This window comes from Prauserella oleivorans (genome assembly GCF_042685745.1).
Classification (GTDB): Bacteria; Actinomycetota; Actinomycetes; order Mycobacteriales; family Pseudonocardiaceae; genus Prauserella_A; species Prauserella_A oleivorans.
This window is the reverse complement of the sequence record NZ_JBHUNT010000001.1, coordinates 775,034-795,356: the sequence shown is the minus strand read 5'-3', so window position 1 is coordinate 795,356 and position 20,323 is coordinate 775,034. Positions and strand designations below refer to the sequence as shown.

Below are 20,323 nucleotides of genomic sequence, written 5' to 3'. Positions count from 1 at the left end.
ACGTTGAACATTGGGGAGCTGAGGAAAAATGGTGCTACCACTGTTGGCTGCAGCCGGCGGTGTTGCCGCTGGGGCATGGTTCACTCAGGACGAGGCCGAGAATCAGTCCAGCTCGCACGGCGACCGGCAGATCGACGCGTTCCAGATCTACCAGCAGATCACCAGCGGACCTGGCGCCGATTCCTTGATCGAGGGACAGTCCTCGACCCAGACGCTGCAGAGCCGCTACGAGCAGCGCATCGCCCAGATCGAGCAGCTGAACCAGAAGATGGACGCCGCCTGGACTGGTGAGGGCGGCGCGAGTGCGCGGTCGGGCGCCCATCCGCTGAAGATCTGGATGGAGGACTCGAACACCAACCTCGGCATCAGCGGCACCGCGCTCGATGGCCAATACCAGGCCTTCGACCGCGTCTACCGCGAGGTGGAACCGCTGCCGCAGGAGCCGCCGGAGAGCGGCTTCTGGAACGACATCAACCCTCTCGAGACCGACACCGACCGGGCCATCGCGGACTACAACGCGAAGGCCGAGAAGAACGTCCGCGCGTTCGACGTCTACTTCGGCGAGAGCGCGGCCAACGCGTCGCGGATGCCGCGGTACACCAGCGTTTCCGGCGAGTTCGGCGACATCAAGCTCGACGAGAACGGGGGCGGTGACGACGGCGGAACCGGACGCATCACCATCCCCCAGCCCGGCGACGGCACCGGCTCCGGCACGGGCGGCACGCCGGGTGGCGGCGTGCCGGGCGGCAGCTACCCCGGCGGTTCCGGGGGCTACCCCGGCGGGTCCGGCGGCATTCCCGGTGGCGGTACGCCCGGCGGTAGTTACCCGGGCGGTAACACCCCGGGCGGCAGCTACCCCGGTGGGAACTATCCGGGCGGTACGCCTGGCGGGAACTACCCCGGGGGCACCTATCCGGGCGGCAGCTACCCCGGCGGTGGCGGCTACACGGCCCCGGAATGGGACGACAGCACCTCCGCGTCCAGCTACACGCCGCCGTCCTACTCCCGGCCCGACTTCCAGAGCGGCAATTACGGGCCGGGCGCGGGCGGGTTCAGCACGGGCGGGTTCGGACCCGGCAGTTCCGGTGGCGGATCGGGCTCGGGCAGCGTCAGCGGTATCGGAGCCGTCGGCGGTTTCGGACCCGGTGGCGCCTCGGGAGCCGGCGCCGGTACGGCCGGGCCGGGCGCTGCGTCCGGGGCCGCCACACCCGGTGCCAACTCGGGTGCGGGCGCGGCCGGAGCCGCGGGCGCTCGCCCAGGTGCGGCGGCGGCCGCGGGCAGTGCCGCCGGTCGTGGCGCGGGCATGATGCCGATGGGCGCAGGCGCGGGCCGCGGCCAGGGCAGCGACGACGAGGAGCACCAGCGCAAGTTCCTGATCGACGAGGACGGCAACACGCTCTTCGGCACCGACGAGAAGACCGCCCCGCCGGTCATCGGCGAGTAATCCCCACCGCCGCAACCCACCTTCCACGACGAACGCGGGCGACCGGCCGCTTCCGGGCAACATCTCGGCAGCGGCCCGGTCGCCCGGCACGTCATGACACAACGATGAGGAGCACGCGGTGCTCGACCAGCAGGTGATACTCCGGACCAGCACGCTGGTCAACCTGGTGCGCCGATGCGGCACCGAACCACACAGCACTCTCAACAAGGGTGCCACCTGGTACAGCGCGGAGGCGCAGAAGAAGCTCGACCACCAGGCCGAGCAGGAGCTCGCGTCGCTCGGGCTGGCCGGGCCCCGGGGCATTCACCCGGGCCTGCTGGCGACCGCCAACGCGATCGCGCACCCCCAGCTCGAGTACTACGGCTGGGTGGGCGGACCCCACGAAGGCGAGACGCTGAACCTGACGATCCTGGCCGGCACCGGCGCCGGGGGCGAGGCGTTCGTCGTGGTCCGCAACATCGACCGCGGGTTCGTCGTCCTCGCCAACGTGCACACGCACGAGCTTTTGGACAACTTCCTCGCACAGCTGCCGTGGTACGGACCGGCGCGCGGCCAGCAGGTGGTGGTTCCCAAGAGCGCGGTCACCGGGGGCAAGCGCGACACGTACGGCGACGACTTCCAGCTCATGCGCACCAACACGCCCGACGCGGGCGAACGCGCCGCCGCCGAGTTCTCCCGCATCCTGGGCCTGGAACGGGTCGGCGGCGGGAGCTTGTACGTGGCCGTCCGCACACGCGGCGGCACGCGCCAGCGCATCGAGAAGCCGGTCACCTACATCGACACCGTCGAAGGCCGTTGGCTCACTGAAGAAGTGCCCGGCGTCGGCGAGACGCAGTACGTGTGCACACCCGCCACCCCGCGGCTGCTCGGTGACCGGCTGCGCCACGCTCAAGGTCGGCTGGTCACGGTCTGACGTTTCCGGCGACCGGCATTCGGCCTGGTTACCGGCCCGCAGCACAAGCTGCCGATCGCGTGATCATGGGCCACTCGATCAGCCCAACTGGTGGCCACTCCACGCTCAGCACCAATGATCCACAACCCCGCGCGCGCCTGGTGATAGATCATGTTCGCGACACGCCGAACGACGAGTTTCGCGCGACACGCCGAAGGTCACACCGACAAAGTTATCCACAGCTTGCACACAGGGTCTGACCTGCATGTTTCGTGATACGAAAGGTCGATATCCCCAAGTTGTACACAGGGTTCGCTGACCCTGTGATTCGTTGTGCCGATCCATCCACAGGTAGTGCACAGGACGGTCCCCAAGGCGAATTGCGCTGCTCCGTCCGAGCGATCTAGCGTGCTCCGGCGCGCACGAAACGCGGAACCCGGTGAGGTACGGGAATCCGCGGCGATATCGCGATATAATTCGAACGCGTGTTCGACTGATGTCAAAGGGAGGTGCCTGCACCGGTGGCGCTCACCGACGACCGCAGACCCGCAATTGCCCCTGGAGAGCACGGCGGGTTCGATCGTCAGCCGCCACAGGACGTCCCGGCGGAGCAATCCGTGCTCGGCGGCATGCTGCTGTCGAAGGACGCGATCGCCGACGTGGTGGAAGTGCTGCGTCCCGGCGACTTCTACCGGCCCGCCCACCAGGCGGTCTACGACTGCATCCTCGACCTCTACGGGCGGGGCGAGCCGGCGGACCCGATCACCGTCTCCGCCGAACTGGAGCGCCGCGGCGAGCTGAACCGGGTCGGCGGAGCGCCGTACCTGCACACGCTGATCGCGACCGTGCCCACCGCTGCCAACGCCGGGTACTACGCGCAGATCGTGGCCGAGAAGGCCATCCTGCGCCGGCTGGTCGAGGCGGGCACGCGCATCGTGCAGTACGGCTACGGTGCCGACGGGACCGACGGCGGCGACGTCAACGAGGTGGTCGACCGCGCCCAGGCCGCGATCTACGAGGTCACCGAGCGCCGCACCAGCGAGGACTACGTCGCGCTGGAGGAGCTGCTCCAGCCGACGATGGACGAGATCGACGCCATCGCCTCGCGCGGTGGCACGGCACAGGGCATCCCGACGGGCTTCACCGACCTCGACGAGGTCACCAACGGCCTGCACCCCGGCCAGATGATCATCGTCGCGGCACGACCCGGTGTCGGCAAGTCGACACTGGGGCTGGATTTCGCGCGGTCGTGCTCGATCCGCCACGGCATGACCAGCGTCATCTTCTCGCTGGAGATGAGCCGCACCGAGATCGTCATGCGCATGCTCTCCGCCGAGGCCCGCATCCGCCTCGCCGACATGCGTGGTGGCCGGATGTCCGACGACGACTGGACCCGGCTCGCCAGGCGGATGAGCGAGATCAGCGAGGCGCCGCTGTTCGTCGACGACTCGCCGAACCTGACCATGATGGAGATCCGCGCGAAGGCCCGGCGACTCAAACAGCGCAACGACCTCAAGCTGATCGTCGTCGACTACATGCAGCTGATGACGTCCGGCAAACGCGTCGAGTCGCGCCAGCAGGAGGTCTCGGAGTTCTCCCGCCAGCTGAAGCTGCTCGCCAAGGAGCTCGAGGTGCCGGTGGTCGCGATCAGCCAGCTGAACCGTGGCCCCGAACAGCGCACCGACAAGCGGCCGATGCTCGCCGACCTGCGTGAATCCGGTTCGCTGGAGCAGGACGCCGACATCGTGCTGTTGATCCACCGCCCGGACGCGTGGGAACGCGACGACCCGCGTGCGGGCGAGGCCGACCTGATTCTCGCCAAGCACCGTGCCGGGCCGACGAGCACGATCAGCGTCGCGCACCAGCTGCACTACAGCCGGTTCGCGGATCTCGCGCACGAGTAGGACTCAGCGAATCGCCAGCCCGGCTCCGCGGAGAGCCTCCTCGACGCGGAGCCGTTCAATCTCACGCTCGATGCCGTCGACGGTGTCGAGCTGGTGCGGCACCCGCACGGCCTGGCACGCCTGAGCGAGCAACGTGTCGTAGGCCTCGATGGTCGCGCGGCGGCGGACGACCGGAGCGTCGGGAGCGAGGGCCACGAGCGAACGGTGCACACGCCGCAGGTCGGCGGCGAGCCGTTCGACCGGGGGAACGGGCGGCGGAGGCTCGCGGCGGCGGGCGTACTTGTCGACAAGTCGCGGAATCGCGAGTACCAGGGAGAACACCACGCTCGGCAGCGCCACGGCGACGAGGTAGATCAGGATGTTCCCAACCATGTCCCATGGTAGGCACCGAACGCGTTGTGACTCGCGGGCTTTTCAGTCCAGCCGCGCGGTAGCCGCGGACGAACCGCGTCAGCAACCTCGCCCGCGGATGGCGGCCAATCTGGAGCACGCAAACGAGGAATAGCGCGCAGGCTCCTGGCGTCGTACACTCGTAGTTGAACATTCAACCTTGGAGCCAGACGATGACCGCCCCCACCGACCGGATGCCGGTCCTGTACCTCAGCCACGGCGCCCCGCCCCTGGCTGACGACGCGACCTGGACGCGCCAGCTGGCCGACTGGTCGGCCACGCTGCCGAAGCCGACGTCCATCCTGGTGGTGTCCGCGCACTGGGAAGAGGCCCCGCTGACGATCGGCGCGACCGAAACCGTGCCGCTGGTCTACGACTTCTGGGGTTTTCCCGAGAAGTACTACCGGGTCCAGTACCGCGCGCCGGGCGCGCCCGAGCTTGCCGAGGACGTCCGCAAGCTGCTGCGCAGCAACCGCACACCGCTGCACGAAGCACCCGCTCGCGGCCTCGACCACGGCGCGTACGTCCCACTCGTGGAGATGTACCCGGAGGCCGACGTCCCGGTGCTGCAGATCTCGATGCCCTCGCTCGACCCGCAGGAGCTCTACGACTTCGGCCGCAAGCTCGCCCCGCTGCGCGACCAGGGCGTGCTCATCATCGGCAGCGGCTTCTTCACTCACAACCTGAGCGCCATGCAGCAGGTCGACGGCGTGCACGGCGCCCCGCCGTCCTGGTCGGAGGAATTCGACCGCTGGGGCGAGGACGTGCTGAAGTCGGGTGACGTCGACGCGCTCCTCGACTTCCAGCACAAGGCGCCCGCAGCGCGGCTCGCGCATCCGCGCATCGAGCACTTCGCCCCGCTGTTCGTCTCGCTCGGCGCCGGCGACACCGCGTCCACTCCGCGCACGGTGATCGACGGCTACTGGTACGGCCTGGCCAAGCGGTCCGTGCAACTGGACTGACGACAAACGAAAACCGGGCCCCGGAGGCGTCGTCGTCTCCGGGGCCCGGTTGCTTTTCAGCGGGTTGCTCAGACGTCGAGGCCGTTGACCTCAACGCCGTCGAGCACGCCCTGGATGACGCCGTCCAGTGCGGGCAGGTCGGCCTGCGGGGTCAGGGACCCAAGCTCCGGCAGCGCCGGCACCTGGGGCAGCCCCGGAACCTGCGGCAGGTCGGCCCGCTGGGCCGGAAGCTCCACCGGCAGCGTGTTCACCTGCGGCGCGTCGAGCGGCAGGTCGCCCAGGCTCGGCACGTCGGAGACATTCAGCGCGTCGGTCGGCAGCGGCAGGTCGGCCGGGGTGGGCAGCTCGACCGGCAGGTCCGACCGCGCGGGCAGCGACGGCAGTGCCGTCGCGGGGAGCTCCGAGCCGGTGATCGGCAAGTTGATCAGCGGCTCCTCACCGGCAACCGAGAGGTCGGTCTCGTTCGAGGTCATCGACGACACCACGGCGATCAGGCCGAGCGGGATGTCGTAGACCTGCACGAGCGCGCCGAGCGGGAGCTGCCCGTCGAGGCCGGACAGCGCGTCGGTCGTGCCCTCCGTGGTGGTCTCGCCACCGACCTCGCCAGTCGTGGCGTTGTCGGCCACCGCGTGCGCGACGCCGCCGACCGAGGCTGCCACGCCGAACACCTGCGCGACCGCGCCCACCGGCACGTCGAGGATGTCGCCGGACAGCGCGCCCTCCACACCGGAGGTCTCGATGTCGCCACCCGAGACGACGTCCGTGGTGTTGTCGCCCGCGCCGTTCGAGACGGCGGTCAGGCTGGCCGCCGAGCCGAAGACCTGGGCGATCGGCAGTGCCTGGGCGCTGATGACGTTGCCCGCGATGGAGCCGCCGTCACCGATGGTCGTGCTGTCGCCACCGGCCTCGGACACGACGTCGTTCGCCGAGGCGCCGGTGCCCGTGCCGACCCAGCTGCCGCCGATGCCGAACACGGTCGCCGCGGCGCCTGCGGGCACCTGGATGATGTTGCCGGCGATCGAACCGCCCTCACCGGTGGCCGTGGCGTCGCCGCCCGCCACCGAGTCGGTGAGATTGTCGCTCGCGCCACCGCCGTTGCCGATCCAGCTGCCGCCGATGCCGTGCACCTGCACCGGCAGCGACACCGGAACGAAGCCGATGTTGCCGGCCCCGGTGCCCTTCTTGCCGTTGGCGTTGACCTTGCCGCCCGCCTCGGATGTCGTGTCCGTGACGGCCGTGCCGAAGCCGTTGCCGATCCACGTGCCTCCGACGCCGAACACCTGCGCGGGCAGCGACACCGGGACGGACACGAGGTTGGCGGCCGCGAAGCCGTAGTCGTCCTCGGTGTTGCCGCCGCCACCGGCCTTGACGACCTTCGTCTCCTCGGCCGCGCCGATGCCCTGGCCGATCCAGCTGCCGCCGACGCCGAACACCTCGGCGGGCAGGGCCAGCGGAACCTGGACGATGTTGCCGGAGCCGGCCGACTCGTTGCCGCGGGTGCCGTTGTAGCCACCGGCGTCGACGACCTTCTCCTCGGTCGCCTGGCCGGAGGCGTTGCCGATCCAGCTGCCGCCGATGCCGAAGGCCTCGACGGTCGAGGCGATCTGGCCGCCCACCGTGTTGGCCGACAGCACGGAGCCGTCGCCGTTGGTCAGCGTGTCCGCACCGGCGACCGCGCTGGTGCTGTTCTCGTGCCCCTTCGCGTGGGCGTTGCCGATCCACGTGCCACCGACGCCGAACACCTCGACCGGCAGCGCGACCGGCAGGTCGACCACGTTGCCCGACCCGGCGGCCTGGGTGCCGGAGGAGTTGGAGGCACCGCCCGCGGTCATCTCGGCCTCGGAGCTGGTGCCGGCGGAGGCGCGGCCCGCTTCGTCACCGGTGACGGCGTTGCCGATCCACGCGGCCGCGGTGCCGGTGACCGACGCCAGCAGCGCACCCTGCGGCTGCGCGATGTTGCCGGCGAGGAAGCCGTCGTTACCGCTGGTCTGGATGTAGCTCGGGATGTCGTGCAGGCCGGGCTTGGTGTCGCCCGCGTGCGCCTCGACCTCCGAGGAGCCGGCGGCGTCGGCGTCGCCGCCCCAGGTGACGGCGTCGTTGGCCACGCGCACCGGCAGGGCGATCGGAGCACCCACGACGTTGCCCGCCGCGGCACCCTTGTCGCCGTCGGTGGCGATGTAGCCGCCAGTCTCGGCTTCGCTCTCGGCGTCGAAGTCGGTCTCCGAGTGGCCGAGGAACCAGGCGAGCGCGTTGCCCGACACCTGCACCGGGGTGGCCAGCTGCGGCGAGACGACGTTGCCCGCCAGGGCGCCGTTCGTGCCGTCGGTGTCGATGTCGCCCGTGGTCGCCGCTTCCTGCGACGCGCTACCGGACGTCTTGGCGCTACCGAGCAGGCTGCCCGCGTTGCCCGAGATCTGCACGGGCAGCGCCCAGTCCAGCGCCACCACGTTGCCGGCGACACCGCCGCCCGCGCCGCTCGTGCTGACGTCCGAGTTGTGCGCGTAGGACTGCTCGTGGTCGGAGTCCACCTCGGCGTGGCCGAGCAGGCCGATGGCGTTGCCCGTGATCTGGATCGGCACCGCGAGGTTGCCGACCACCTTGTTGCCCATCAGCGGGTCGTCAGTCGGCTCGACGCTCGGAGCCTCCGCCTGCCGCTGCGCGGCCGCCTGCTTCGTGGCGGCGCTGCCGACGGTCGATGCCGTCTCGGTCACCTTGCTCACGGCCTGCTTCGCCGGCTCGGCGACCGGAGCGGCGGGTGCGGCGGCCTTGCTCACCGGGGCCGCGACCTTGTTGAGCGCATCGGTGACCGGCTTGGTGCTGATCTCACCGTGGTAGCCCGGCAGGTTCACCTGCCCGAGCGGGGTGCCGACCGCGTTGTCGTCGATGTCGACGGGAATGCTGACGGTGAGGTCGAGCGGACCGGCCGGGGTGTCCGGGTCGACCTTCTCGTCGGCAGAAGCGATGCCGGTGCCCAGCATCAGCATGCCACCGGTGACCAGCGCGGTCTGCAATCCGCGCTTCGCCCAGGTCTGCATAGTGAGGTGTTCTCCTTTTCCTTGGTTCCCTTGCGGGTCTTGGGTTGCGCTCCGTCGACGCGAGGGGGATGGGTGACGGACGGTGCGGACACACAAGTGCGTGCCGCGGCGGAAACGCGGGGAACACAAGCTGACGCGCGTGCGGGCGCGAGAACGGCCGCAAAGGTGGCGTCAGCTACCCCGCGGCGAGAATCAGTCGGGCGTCACACCGGGCTGAGCGCCCGGGTGAGTCGACACAGAGCGAACACCGGGCCGGAGCGAACCGGCGGCGGCGTCCGCGAAGACGGTCCCCATCCCGGCGGGGATGGCGACCAGCGGCGAGTCCAGGTGCAGGCCATTGCTCGTGCTGGTGTGTGACGGCAGCGGCGACGGCACGGCCTGCTCGTCGGGCTGCGGCACGACCGGCAGCTGCACCTCACGCGGGCCCTCGACGTCGCCGGTGGTGGCGTCGTCGGACGCGGCGACGTCAGCGACGTAGCCGGTCGACCGGTCCGGCGTGGACTCGGGACGGGACTCGCTCGTGCCGGGCACCTCCGGCAGCACGGCCTCGTGCGCCGTGGGCAGGCCCGGTTCGGCACCGGCCGCGTCCTCCTGGCCGGGAAGCACCGGGAACTCGCCGAGCGGCGGCAGGTCGAGGACGTCGCCGTCGCGCTGCCCGAGATCCGGCCAGACACCGGCCTCGACGTTCCGCGGAAGCTCCGGCGGGGTAAGCAGACGGCCGACGCTCTCGAGCGCCTTGCCCGTGGGCTCGACGACGCGGTGGTGCCAGAAGCGGTGGGCGCGCTCGCCCGCCTCGGCGAGCTTCGGGTGGGCGGCCCGGAACCGCTCGGCGGCGGCCTCGGCCGGGCAGTCCACGGAGTCCTCGGCAAGTACGGCCGGCGTAGCGCCCGGCGCCTCGAGTGTCTCGGGTGCCTCGACGGCGGTCTCCGCGTCGGCGACCACGTCGAGCTGTTGCGTCCCCTCCGATGCCGACGCCGAGGCGGTGGTCAGGACCCACCCGAACACGGTGGCGACAGCGGCTCCTCCGGCGGCGACCAGGATGCGCGACACCCACCTGCGGACGCGTCCGGCGTCCTGCATCGGGGAAGTCGTCGCCACTGTTCTCCTGCCAGAGATGTTGTCCCGCTTGAAAAGCAACCGGCGAGCCGCTGCCGAGGGTCGTGTTTCGCTCGCGTGACACGAGATTGTCAAAGACGACGCCGAGATGGCACGTCCCACGCGACTTGATGGCACGAAGGTGTGAAAAACACGGTGTGTGCCCAGCTGTGACGACCCGTAGTCGGCGGGTACCCCGGGGCAATCCGGTCGCCGCGCCCACGTAACACGCGCCGCCGCGCTCGTGATCGTCCTGCGCGCCCCGGACGTCCATCCGGACAGATACGGTTGGCACGTGAACGACAAAACGCCGAAACTGCCGGTGATCTCGGAGGACGCCGACGTCACCGGAGTGGTGCCGCGTGGCCTCCGGGTCAGCGCGGCACTCGCGTGGCGCTTCCTCGTCGTGATCGCCGCGCTGTACGTGATCATCGAGATCGTCGGCTATCTCGCGGTGGTCGTGATCCCGGTGTCGGTCGCCCTGCTGCTGGCCGCGCTCCTCGCGCCGGCCGTGGCCCGGCTGACGGGGCTGCGCGTGCCCAGGGGACTGGCGACGGCGATCGTGCTCATCGGTGGACTGGGCCTTGTCGGCGGGCTGCTGACGTTCGTCATCATCCAGTTCACCGACGGCCTGCCCGCACTGCAGCAGCAACTCAACTCCAGCCTCGAGCAGATCGAGGACTGGCTCATCAATGGACCGCTGCACCTGCGGGAGACCCAGATCGAGGAGGCGATCAACAACGCGATCGGCCTCATCCAGGAGAACCAGGCCGCGCTCACGGCCGGCGCGCTGACCACGGCCAGCACGGTCGGCGAGTTCCTCACCGGGTTCCTGCTCACGCTGTTCGTGCTGATCTTCTTCCTCGTCAACGGGGAACAGATCTGGAGCTACCTGATGCGCGGCGTGCCCGGCCAAGTGCGGTCGCGTGTGGACACAGCGGGCCGGCGCGGGTTCTCCTCGCTGGTCAGCTACGTCCGGGCGACCGCGGCGGTGGCCGTGGTGGACGCCGTGGGTATCGGCATCGGCCTGTGGATCGTCGGCGTGCCGTTGGTCATCCCACTGTCCACACTGGTCTTCCTCGGCGCGTTCGTCCCGATCATCGGTGCTGTGGTGACGGGGGCGGTCGCCGTGCTCGTCGCGCTGGTGACCAACGGGTTCGTCACCGCCCTCGTCGTGCTGGCGATCGTGGTCGGCGTGATGCAGCTGGAGAGCCACGTGCTGCAGCCGCTGCTGCTCGGGCGTGCCGTGAAGCTGCACCCGCTCGCTGTCGTCCTCGCGATCACGGTCGGTTTGATCGCGGCGGGCATTCCCGGTGCGCTGCTGTCGGTGCCGTTGCTGGCAGTGCTCAACTCCGGCGTCAAGTCACTGCTCCACGAACGCGAGCCGGACCCGGAGTCGGTCGACGTCCTGCCCGTGCCGGACGACAAGAGCGACGAGGGTGCCGAGGGTGCGGCCGGTGGCACCCGCCGCACCGAGGAGCCGCCGCGCGAGTCATGACCGCGACGTCCACGCCTCACCTGCGCGACCCCGCCACCCCGCTGTGGTGGGGCACGATCGTGCTGCGCTGGATCACGCTCGCGTTCGCGCTCGGCGCCGTGCTGGTGCACCTCGAGGGCTACCGCAGGCCGGAGCTGGCATGGGCGGGCTTCGCCGTGATGGTCGTCTGGTCGGCGGTGACGACCGTGGCGTTCGCGCGCGAGCGCACCCGGTGGGCCGGGCTGGTCGTCGCCGATGTGGTCGTGACCTGCGGGGTGATGCTGACGTCACCGCTGGTGCTCTCCGACGCGCAATACCGCGCGGTCGCGCCGCTCGTCACAACGGTCTGGGCGTCGGTCGCGCCGCTGACCGCGGGCACCCGGTTCGGCGCAGTGGGCGGCGTGCTCGGGGGCGTCGTCGTCGCCACCGCCACGGGGTTCGCGCGGCTGGAGGTCGACCTCGACGTCGCGCGGGACGGCGTGCTGCTGACCGCGAGCGGCCTGCTCGTCGGCATCGCGGCCACGATCGCCCGCCGATCGCAGGCGGCGCTCGCGCAGGCCATGCGCACCGAGGCGGCGACCGCCGAACGGGAGCGGCTCGCCCGCTCCATCCACGACAGCGTGCTGCAGGTGCTCGCCCGCGTCCGGCGGCGGGGCGGCGAGCTCGGCGGGGAGGCCGCGGAGCTGGCACGGCTCGCCGGCGAGCAGGAGATCGCCCTGCGAGCACTGGTGACGTCCGAGCCGACCGGCCCCAGCGGGGGCGAGTCGGACCTGCGGGCGGCGCTGCAACTGCTGGCGACCCCGCGCGTGCAGGTGTCCGGCCCGGCCGGAGAGGTGCGGCTTCCGGCGGCCGTCGGCAACGAACTGCTGGCCGCCGTGCGGGAGGCCCTGTCCAACGTGGACAAGCACGCCGGACCGTCGGCCAAGGCCTGGGTGCTACTGGAGGATCTGGGCGGGGAGATCGTGCTGACCGTCCGCGACGACGGCCCGGGCATCCCGCCCGGACGGCTCGAGGCCGCCGAGGCCGAAGGGCACCTCGGTGTAGCTACGTCCATCCGGCGCCGCATCGCCGACCTCGGCGGCACGAGCATCCTCGAGACAGCGCCGGGCGCGGGCACCGAATGGGAACTTCGCGTACCACGACCCACCAAGCGGACAAGGGGGAGCCGATGACGGTGTCGGTGATGATCGTCGACGACCATCCGATCTGGCGCGACGGGGTCGCCCGGGACCTCACCGAGCACGGGTTCGACGTGCGCGCCACCGCCGCCGACGGCGACGCCGCCGTCCGGATCGCCAGGACGGTCCGGCCGGACGTCGTGCTCATGGACCTCAACCTCGGCGAGACGTCCGGTGTGGACGCCACCCGCACCATCACCGGCGAGCTGAGCGGCACGCGGGTGCTGGTGCTGTCGGCCAGCGGCGAGCACACCGACGTGCTCGAGGCCGTCAAGGCAGGCGCGTCCGGCTACCTCGTGAAGTCGGCCTCGGTGCAGGAACTCGTCGACGCCGTCCGCCGCACCGCCGACGGCGACCCCGTGTTCACGGCCGGCCTGGCGGGCATGGTGCTGGGCGAGTACCGGCGCATGGCCGAGGCGCCGCAGGGCGCCGAGCCACCACCGCGGCTGACCGAACGCGAGACCGAGGTGCTGCGTCTGGTCGCCAAGGGGCTCACCGCACGCCAGATCGCCGACCGGCTCGTGATCTCCCATCGCACCGTCGAGAACCACGTCCAGTCGACGCTGCGCAAACTCCAGCTGCACAACCGCGTCGAGCTCGCCCGCTACGCCATCGAGCACGGTCTCGACCGCGACGACTGATCCGGCCGATGCGCCCGTCTCCGGGTCGGCATCCGGGTTTTCCCGGATCCGCCGGGCGGTTCGGCTGCCTAGCATCGACACCGTGACTGAGGGCGAGAACGGCATCCTGGACGAGCGCACCCGCATGCGGAACCTGCGGGTCTCCGATGCCGAGCGGGAACACGTCGTCGAACTGCTGCAGAAGGCGATCGGGCGCGGCATGCTCGATCTGGACGAATTCACCGAGCGCACCGACCAGGCACTCGCGGCCCGCACGCGCGGGGAGCTCAACGCCGTGCTCGTCGACCTGCCCGGCCTCGTGCACACCGACGCGATCGCCGCCCCCGCGCCGGGAATCCCAGCGCCGTCGGGCAACCGGGTCGAGATCAAGGGCCACGGCACCACGCTGACCCGCCGGGGCCGCTGGCGGGTGCCGCCGGAGCTGCTGGTGCGCAACAAGTACGGCGAGACCAAGCTCGACTTCAGCGAGGCCGAGATCACGAGCCAGGTGGTTCACGTCGAGCTCGACGTCAAGTGGAGCTCGGTCAACATCATCGTGCCGGAGCAGGCGTCGGTGGACCTCAACGGCCTCGACGACCTCAAGTGGTCGACGGTCAACGACAAGACCAACTCGGCGGGCACGACGGGCATTCCGAAGTTCGTCGTGTCCGGCCGCGTGCACGGTGGCTCGCTGAACGTCCGCCACCCGCGCCGGGGCCTGTTCGGCTAGCTCTCCTTGGCTGCGGTGCGGGCGGCCTGCGCGGTCGGTGCGGCCACGGCGGCCTGCGCGACGCGCTCACAGTCGGCCAGTGTCACCGTCGCCAAGCCGGCTCCGACCGCGCGGACGGAAGCCGCGTTCATCGACAGGCTGGTCACACCGAGCCCGGTCAGCACCCGCGCCAGCAGCGGGTCGGCCGCCGCCTCGCCGCACACGCCCGCGGGCTTGCCGGTCGCCTTCGCGGCCTCGCCGACGAGCCCGATGAGCCGCAGCAGCGCGGGCTGCCACGGGTCGTTGAGCTTCGCGACCGCACCGAGCTGGCGGTCGGCGGCGAACGTGTACTGGGCGAGGTCGTTCGTGCCGACGGACACGAAGTCCACCGCCTCGAGCACCTCGCGGGCGCTCAGCGCCGCGGCGGGCACCTCGATCATCACGCCCGCCCGGGCGATCCCGGCGGCCCGCACGCGCTCGGCGAACCAGGCGGCCTCCTCGGCGGTGGCCACCATCGGCGCCATCACCGACACCTCGGCACCGGAGTCGGCGGCCGCACCGGCGATGGCCTCCAGCTGCCGGTCCAGCACACCGGTCCGGTCGAACGCGACCCGAACGCCACGCACACCCAGCGCCGGATTCGGTTCGACCTCGGGGTCGAGGAACGCCAGCGGCTTGTCGGCGCCCGCGTCGAGGGTCCGCACGATCACGGGCTTGCCGCGGAAGGGCTCCAGCACCGCGGCGTACGCCGCGCGCTGCTGCTCGATGGTCGGTTCGTCGTCGGCGTCGAGGTAGCAGAATTCGGTGCGGAACAGGCCCACGCCCTCGGCGCCCGCCTCGGCGGCGGCGCGCGCGTCGGTGGGCGCGCCGACGTTGGCCAGCACCTTCACCCGGTGGCCGTCGGCGGTCACGCCGGTGCCGCTCCACTCGGCCGCACCCGCGGCCGTCGCGGTGACCACGGGCGCGGACGGATCGACGGCCTCGATGATGCCGGTGTCGCCGTCCACGGCCAGGGCCGCGGCGTCGAAGGTCAGGGCGCCACGCACGGCGACCACGGCGGGGATGCCGATCGACCGGGCCAGGATGGCGGTGTGGCTGGTCGGCCCGCCCTCCTCGGTGACCAGCGCCAGCACCAGCTGCGGGTCGAGCCCGGCGGTGTCGGCGGGCGCGAGGTCGCGGGCGACGAGCACGCTCGGCGTGGTCAGCTCGGGCACCCCGGGAGGCGCGACGCCCAGGATCTCGGCGATGATCCGGTCCCGGACGTCATGGATGTCCTTGACGCGTTCGGCCATGTAGCCGCCCGCGTTCGCCAGTGCCTGCGCGAAGTTGTTGGCCGCCTCGTAGACCGCCCTGGCCGCGGGAATCCGCTGCGCGGTGACGAGCTGCTCGGCCTGGCTCACCAACGCCGGGTCGGCGGCCATCGCGGCGGTGGTGGTGAGGATGGCCGCGGCGTCCCCGCTCGCGTTGGCGGCCATGGCCTCGAGCCGGGCGGCGACGTTCTGTGCGGCGGGCGCGATGAGCTCGGCCTCGGCGTACGGGTCGTCGGGACCCGGACTGCTCGCCGGCTCGGCGATGGATTCCGTCACCCGCACGACCGGGCCGCTCGCGCGGCCGGGGCTGACGCCCACTCCCGAGAGCTCAGCCATGGCGCAGACCATTCCGGTACATGATCCTCCCAAGGACGCCTGGAGACTTCACTGTAGTTCCGAAGAGTGCGGATACGAGGGCTGGGCACCGTGCCGCGTGACGGAAAACGCGGCGACCCGGACCGCCCCGCGGGCGGCGTCGGCCAGGCTCGCGTCGCGAGCGAGCGCCACGGCGAGCGCGCCGGTGAAGGCATCGCCGGCACCCGTTGTGTCGACGACCTCGACCTGCGGCGACGGTACCTCGGTGACGCCGTCCCGGGTCACCACCACGACACCCCGGGCACCACGCGTCACGACGGCCGACCGGGGCCCGAGTTCGAGGAGGCGAGCCGGCTCGGCGGACTCGGTGCCGAGCAGCCAGGCGGCCTCGTGTTCGTTGACCACCAGCACGTCGAGAGCGGCCAGCACCCCGGTCGCTACCTTGGCCACCGGCGAGAGGTTGAGCACCGTGCGCACGCCGGCCTCGGCCGCGGCGGTCAGGGCGTGCTCGACGGTCACCAGCGGCACCTCCAGCGACGCGACCAGGACCTTCGCGCCGGAGAGCGCGCCGTCGACGTCAGCGGGCCGCAGGGCGTAGTTGGCGCCGGGGGAGACGAGGATCGCGTTCTCGCCGTCCGGGGTCACCGTGATGTAGGCGACGCCGGTGGGCCGGTCGACGATTCGCACCAGATCCGTGCGCACCCCCGCCGAGCGGAGCGAGTCGAGCAGCAACCGGCCGTGCCCGTCGTCGCCGAGCGCGCCGAGCAGCGCGACGTCGGCGCCGAGCCGGGCGGCGGCCACGGCGGTGTTGGCGCCCTTGCCGCCGGGCAGCGTCCGGGTGTCGCCGGCCAAGACAGTCTCCCCACCGGCGGGGCGGCGTTCCGTGGCGACGACGAGATCGGCATTGGCCGACCCGACGACGAGAACGTCTGCGGTCACGCATCCAGCGTGCCACGACCTCGCCGGCGACCGCCCGAGATTCCGGATGTGAAGTTCTTTGTAACTTCGGCGGTGTCCGATGCGACAATCAGGCGAGTGCTCGCCCGGCGGCTCTAACTCTTTAGAGTGAGTTCAGGGTCCAGGCGTCATCGTCGAAGCCGAGTGGGCTCTCCCCAGACACCACCGCGTTCGCGCGTGGTGTTGTCCGGTCCCGGTCCCCACGGACCCGGTCGGGCATCGGGTCGCCGGCACCGGTCACGTAGCCCCCCGAGTGATCGGTGCCGGCGGCGCCCCGATCCCAGCGCCCCTAGACTTCCGGCATCCGAGGCGGATGGATCACGACAGCTCGACGGGGTGCGTCATGAACAGGCCTGTACGCCGGTCCCGGGAGCGCGCGGCGACCGACCGGGACATCCGGCAGACGGCACGGGCCCTGCTCGTGGAACACGGCCCCGAGGCCGTCACGCTGCGCGCCATCGCGAGGGAACTCGGCATCACCGCTCCCGCGCTCTACCGCTACTACGGTTCGCGCGATGACCTCATCGAACATCTCCGCCTCGACGTCATCTCCGACCTCGGCGAGGCGCTCACGGCCGAGATCACCGGGCAGGAGAACGCCGGGGCGCCGCGGCTGTTCGCGATCTGCAAGGGATTCCGGCGCTGGGCACTCACCCACACCAAGGAGTTCACGCTCGTGTTCGCCTCGCCCGGCGGCAGCACGGGCAACAGCGTGGCGAAGCTCAAGCAGCTCACCGAACCGTTCGGCAGGCTGTTCCTGCTGGCCGCGGGCGAGGTGCTGCTCAGCGACGAGGTGGCGCTGCCCTCCGACGACGTCGTGCCGCCGGAGCTTCGCGACGACCTCGCCGACTACCGCGACGCCCTGCTCGCCGTGCTGGCCGAAGCGGGAACGGCGGTGCCGGCCGAGCGGCTCACCATCGGTACGACATACCTGATGATGCAGTTCTGGGCCCGCCTCTACGGCCACGTGACCCTCGAGGTGTTCGGCAACTACCCGATCCCGGTGTCCAAGCCGGACGCGCTCTTCGACGCCCTGCTGGCCGACCTCGCCCGCGAGATCGGCCTCGTGCTGGGGTAGCCGGGGCTCGCGCTACACCACGACGTTGACGAGCCGGCCGGGCACCACGATCACCTTGCGCGGCTCGCCACCGGCCAGCAGGGCGGTGATCTTCTCGTCCGCCAGCGCCGCGGCCTGGACGTCGTCCTTGCTCGCGTCGGCGGCGACGGTGATCCGCGACCGCACCTTGCCGTTGACCTGGATCGGGTACTCGACCGTGTCGTCCACCAGGTACTTCTGGTCGGGCACCGGGAACGGGCCGTGCACCAGCGTGTCGGGGTGGCCCAGGCGGCTCCACAGCTCCTCGGCGATGTGCGGGCACAGCGGAGCGAGCATCAGCACCAGCGGCTCGGCCAGGCCACGCGGCGTGGCGTCCTTCGACCCGTAGGTCTTGGTGACGTAGTTGTTCAGCTCGATCAGCTTCGCGCCCGCGGTGTTGAACCGCAGCTCGGCGTAGTCCTCGCGGACCCCGGCGATGGTCTTGTGCAGCTGGCGCAGGTCCTGCTCGGTCAGCTCGGCGTCGTCGACGCGCAGCTGCCCGGTCTCCTCGTCGACCACCAGCCGCCACAACCGCTGCAGGAACCGGTGGGCACCCACGACGTCCTTGGTCGCCCACGGCCGCGAATCGGCCAGCGGGCCCATGGACATCTCGTAGAACCGGAAGGTGTCGGCACCGAAGGTGTCGGCCATGTCGTCCGGCGTGACGACGTTCTTCAGGCTCTTGCCCATCTTGCCGTATTCCTGCGTGACCTCCTGGCCCTGGTAGAAGAACTTGCCGTCGGACTCCTCGACCTCGTCGGCGGGCACGTAGACGCCGCGGGCGTCCCGGTAGGCGTAGGCCTGGATGTAGCCCTGGTTGAACAGCTTGCGGTACGGCTCGCTGGAGGACAGGTAGCCCAGGTCGTAGAGCACCTTGTGCCAGAACCGCGAGTACAGCAGGTGCAGCACGGCGTGCTCGACGCCGCCGACGTACAGGTCGACGCCACCCGGGTCGTTGACGCCGTGCTCGGCGGCCCGCGGCCCCATCCAGTACTTCTCGTTCTCGGGGTCGACGAACCGCTCGTCGTTGACCGGGTCGATGTAACGCAGCTGGTACCAGCAGGAACCGGCCCACTGCGGCATCACGTTGGTGTCGCGACGATACTTCTTCGGCCCGTCACCCAGGTCCAGCGTCACCTCGACCCAGTCGGTGGCCTTGGCCAACGGCGGCTCCGGCTCGGACTCGGCGTCGTCCGGGTCGAAGGTCTTCGGCGAGTAGTCCTCGACGTCCGGCAGCACGACGGGCAGCTGGTCCTCGGGCAGCGGGATCGGCAGGCCGTCCTCGTCGTAGACGATCGGGAACGGCTCACCCCAGTACCGCTGCCGCGCGAACAGCCAGTCGCGCAGCTTGTACTGGACGGTGCCCTCGCCGTGACCCTTGTCCTCCAGCCAGGAGATGATCGTCTTCTTGGCGTCCTCGACGTTCATCCCGTTGAGGCTCAGGTCCTCGTTGGAGGAGTTGATCGCCGGACCGTCGCCGACGTAGGCCTCGCCGTCGAAACCCTCGCTGGGCTGGACCGTCCGGACGATCTTCAGCCCGAACTTGGTGGCGAAGTCCCAGTCGCGCTGGTCCTGGCCGGGCACCGCCATGATCGCGCCCGTGCCGTAGCCCATCAGCACGTAGTCGGCGATGAACACCGGGATCTGCTCGCCGTTGACCGGGTTGGTCGCGAACGAGCCGGTGAACACACCGGTCTTCTCCTTGGTCTCCTGCCGGTCCAGGTCCGACTTGCGGGAGGTCTGCCTGCGGTAGGCGGCGACGGCCTCGGCCGGCGTCGCGGCACCACCCGTCCAGCGCTCGTCGGTGCCCTCGGGCCATTCGCTCGCGGTCAGCTGCTCGACCAGCGGGTGCTCCGGCGCCAGCACCATGTACGTGGCGCCGAACAAGGTGTCCGGGCGCGTTGTGAAGACCTCGATGGAGGTGTCACCGGAAACAGGGAAGCGCACGTTCGCGCCGCGGGAGCGGCCGATCCAGTTGCGCTGCATCGACTTGACCTTCTCGGGCCAGTCCAGCAGCTCCAGGTCGTCCACCAGCCGGTCGGCGTAGGCGGTGATCCGCATCATCCACTGCCGCAGGTTCTTGCGGAACACCGGGAAGTTGCCGCGCTCGGTGAGCCCCTCGGCGGTGACCTCCTCGTTGGCCACCACGGTGCCCAGGCCGGGAGCCCAGTTGACCGGCGCCTCGGAGATGTAGACCAGCCGGTGCTCGTCGATGACCTTGCGCTGCTCGACCCGGCTCAGCTCGCTCCACGGCCTGCCGTCCGGCGTCGCGCGCTCACCGGAGGCGTACTGCTTCTCCAGCTCGGCGATGGGGCGGGCCTTCTGCTCCTTCTCGTCGTAGTACGAGTTGAAGATCTGCAGGAAGATCCACTGGGTCCAGCGGTAGTACTCGATGTCGGTGGTGGCGATGCGCCTGCGCTCGTCGTGCCCGAAACCCAGCCTGCGGATCTGGCTCAGGTAGCGCTCGATGTTGGCCTCGGTGGTGGTCCGCGGGTGCGTGCCGGTCTGCACGGCGTACTGCTCGGCGGGCAGGCCGAAGGCGTCGAAGCCCATCGTGTGCAGCACGTTGCGGCCGATCATCCGGTTGTAGCGCGCGTAGACGTCGGTGCCGATGAACCCGAGGGGGTGCCCCACGTGCAGGCCCGCGCCCGACGGGTACGGGAACATGTCCTGCACGAACAGCTTGTCCGAGGGCAGCGGCTTGCTGTCGTCGGCAAGCGGGCCGGCCGGGTTGGGCGCGTGGTACGTCCCGTGGTCGGCCCAGTAGTCCTGCCAGCGCCGCTCGATCTGCCGGGCCAGTGCCGCGTTGTAGCGCTGCGCCGGAGTCTCGGTGCCGTCTGTCATCACGAACCTTTCCGTGTACCTACCTGGCCGAAAAACAACGCGACCCCTCCGCCCGAGGGCGTGAGGGGTTCGCCGCACCGGCCGGAGCGCGTCCG

At 70.8% G+C, this 20,323-nt stretch carries 15 protein-coding genes; 9 read left to right on the top strand and 6 right to left on the bottom strand.

Going from position 1 to position 20,323, the window contains the following annotated elements; all coding sequences use genetic code 11:
- The first annotated feature begins 28 nt into the window (after nucleotides 1-28).
- The 3 genes from ACFSZT_RS03900 (at nucleotide 29) to dnaB (ending at nucleotide 4,240) form a co-directional block, all read left to right on the top strand.
- Nucleotides 29-1,444 (top strand): hypothetical protein, encoded by a 1,416-nt coding sequence (locus ACFSZT_RS03900; RefSeq protein ID WP_377395583.1) that lies wholly within the window; start codon nucleotides 29-31, stop codon nucleotides 1,442-1,444.
- A gap of 118 nt (nucleotides 1,445-1,562) precedes the next feature.
- Complete coding sequence (locus ACFSZT_RS03895; protein WP_377395580.1) at nucleotides 1,563-2,357, top strand: ESX secretion-associated protein EspG; 795 nt, start codon at nucleotides 1,563-1,565, stop codon at nucleotides 2,355-2,357.
- A 500-nt stretch (nucleotides 2,358-2,857) separates the two neighbouring features.
- Entirely contained in the window at nucleotides 2,858-4,240 is a 1,383-nt protein-coding gene (dnaB, locus tag ACFSZT_RS03890) for a replicative DNA helicase (RefSeq protein ID WP_377395577.1), read from the top strand.
- Between the two features lie 3 nt (nucleotides 4,241-4,243).
- On the opposite strand, the gene ACFSZT_RS03885 is transcribed toward dnaB, so the two are convergent.
- Complete coding sequence (locus tag ACFSZT_RS03885; protein ID WP_377395574.1) at nucleotides 4,244-4,612, bottom strand: hypothetical protein; 369 nt, start codon at nucleotides 4,610-4,612, stop codon at nucleotides 4,244-4,246.
- A 191-nt stretch (nucleotides 4,613-4,803) separates the two neighbouring features.
- On the opposite strand from ACFSZT_RS03885, the gene ACFSZT_RS03880 reads away from it, so the two are divergent.
- Nucleotides 4,804-5,592, top strand: a complete 789-nt coding sequence (locus ACFSZT_RS03880) for a dioxygenase family protein (RefSeq protein WP_377395571.1) — start codon at nucleotides 4,804-4,806, stop codon at nucleotides 5,590-5,592.
- Between the two features lie 68 nt (nucleotides 5,593-5,660).
- Here ACFSZT_RS03880 and ACFSZT_RS03875 read toward each other — a convergent pair whose 3' ends face one another.
- Entirely contained in the window at nucleotides 5,661-8,627 is a 2,967-nt protein-coding gene (locus ACFSZT_RS03875; RefSeq protein WP_377395568.1) for a beta strand repeat-containing protein, read from the bottom strand.
- A 192-nt stretch (nucleotides 8,628-8,819) separates the two neighbouring features.
- A complete protein-coding gene (locus tag ACFSZT_RS03870) occupies nucleotides 8,820-9,725 on the bottom strand; it encodes a hypothetical protein (RefSeq protein WP_377395565.1) in 906 nt (301 codons plus the stop codon).
- Between the two features lie 319 nt (nucleotides 9,726-10,044).
- On the opposite strand from ACFSZT_RS03870, the gene ACFSZT_RS03865 reads away from it, so the two are divergent.
- The 4 genes from ACFSZT_RS03865 (at nucleotide 10,045) to ACFSZT_RS03850 (ending at nucleotide 13,727) form a co-directional block, all read left to right on the top strand.
- Nucleotides 10,045-11,220, top strand: coding sequence for an AI-2E family transporter (locus ACFSZT_RS03865; protein ID WP_377396317.1), 1,176 nt, complete (start codon nucleotides 10,045-10,047; stop codon nucleotides 11,218-11,220).
- Complete coding sequence (gene macS / locus ACFSZT_RS03860; protein ID WP_377395561.1) at nucleotides 11,217-12,371, top strand: MacS family sensor histidine kinase; 1,155 nt, start codon at nucleotides 11,217-11,219, stop codon at nucleotides 12,369-12,371. Before ACFSZT_RS03865 ends, macS begins: the two co-directional genes overlap by 4 nt.
- On the top strand, nucleotides 12,368-13,018 hold the full coding sequence (locus tag ACFSZT_RS03855) for a response regulator (protein WP_377395558.1): 651 nt from the start codon (nucleotides 12,368-12,370) through the stop codon (nucleotides 13,016-13,018). The genes macS and ACFSZT_RS03855 overlap by 4 nt, the downstream gene beginning before the upstream one ends.
- Nucleotides 13,019-13,142: 124 nt before the next feature.
- Nucleotides 13,143-13,727, top strand: a complete 585-nt coding sequence (locus ACFSZT_RS03850; protein WP_377396314.1) for a DUF1707 SHOCT-like domain-containing protein — start codon at nucleotides 13,143-13,145, stop codon at nucleotides 13,725-13,727.
- Here the strand turns inward: ACFSZT_RS03850 and ptsP are convergent.
- A complete protein-coding gene (gene ptsP / locus ACFSZT_RS03845; RefSeq protein ID WP_377395555.1) occupies nucleotides 13,724-15,352 on the bottom strand; it encodes a phosphoenolpyruvate--protein phosphotransferase in 1,629 nt (542 codons plus the stop codon). The two genes, ACFSZT_RS03850 and ptsP, sit on opposite strands and share 4 nt — an antisense overlap.
- A 48-nt stretch (nucleotides 15,353-15,400) precedes the next feature.
- Nucleotides 15,401-16,270, bottom strand: a complete 870-nt coding sequence (locus ACFSZT_RS03840; protein WP_377395552.1) for a ribokinase — start codon at nucleotides 16,268-16,270, stop codon at nucleotides 15,401-15,403.
- 361 nt (nucleotides 16,271-16,631) lie between these two features.
- On the opposite strand from ACFSZT_RS03840, the gene ACFSZT_RS03835 reads away from it, so the two are divergent.
- Complete coding sequence (locus ACFSZT_RS03835) at nucleotides 16,632-17,366, top strand: TetR/AcrR family transcriptional regulator (RefSeq protein WP_377395549.1); 735 nt, start codon at nucleotides 16,632-16,634, stop codon at nucleotides 17,364-17,366.
- A 12-nt stretch (nucleotides 17,367-17,378) separates the two neighbouring features.
- Here ACFSZT_RS03835 and leuS read toward each other — a convergent pair whose 3' ends face one another.
- On the bottom strand, nucleotides 17,379-20,228 hold the full coding sequence (gene leuS, locus ACFSZT_RS03830; RefSeq protein WP_377395546.1) for a leucine--tRNA ligase: 2,850 nt from the start codon (nucleotides 20,226-20,228) through the stop codon (nucleotides 17,379-17,381).
- Between the last annotated feature and the right edge of the window lie 95 nt (nucleotides 20,229-20,323).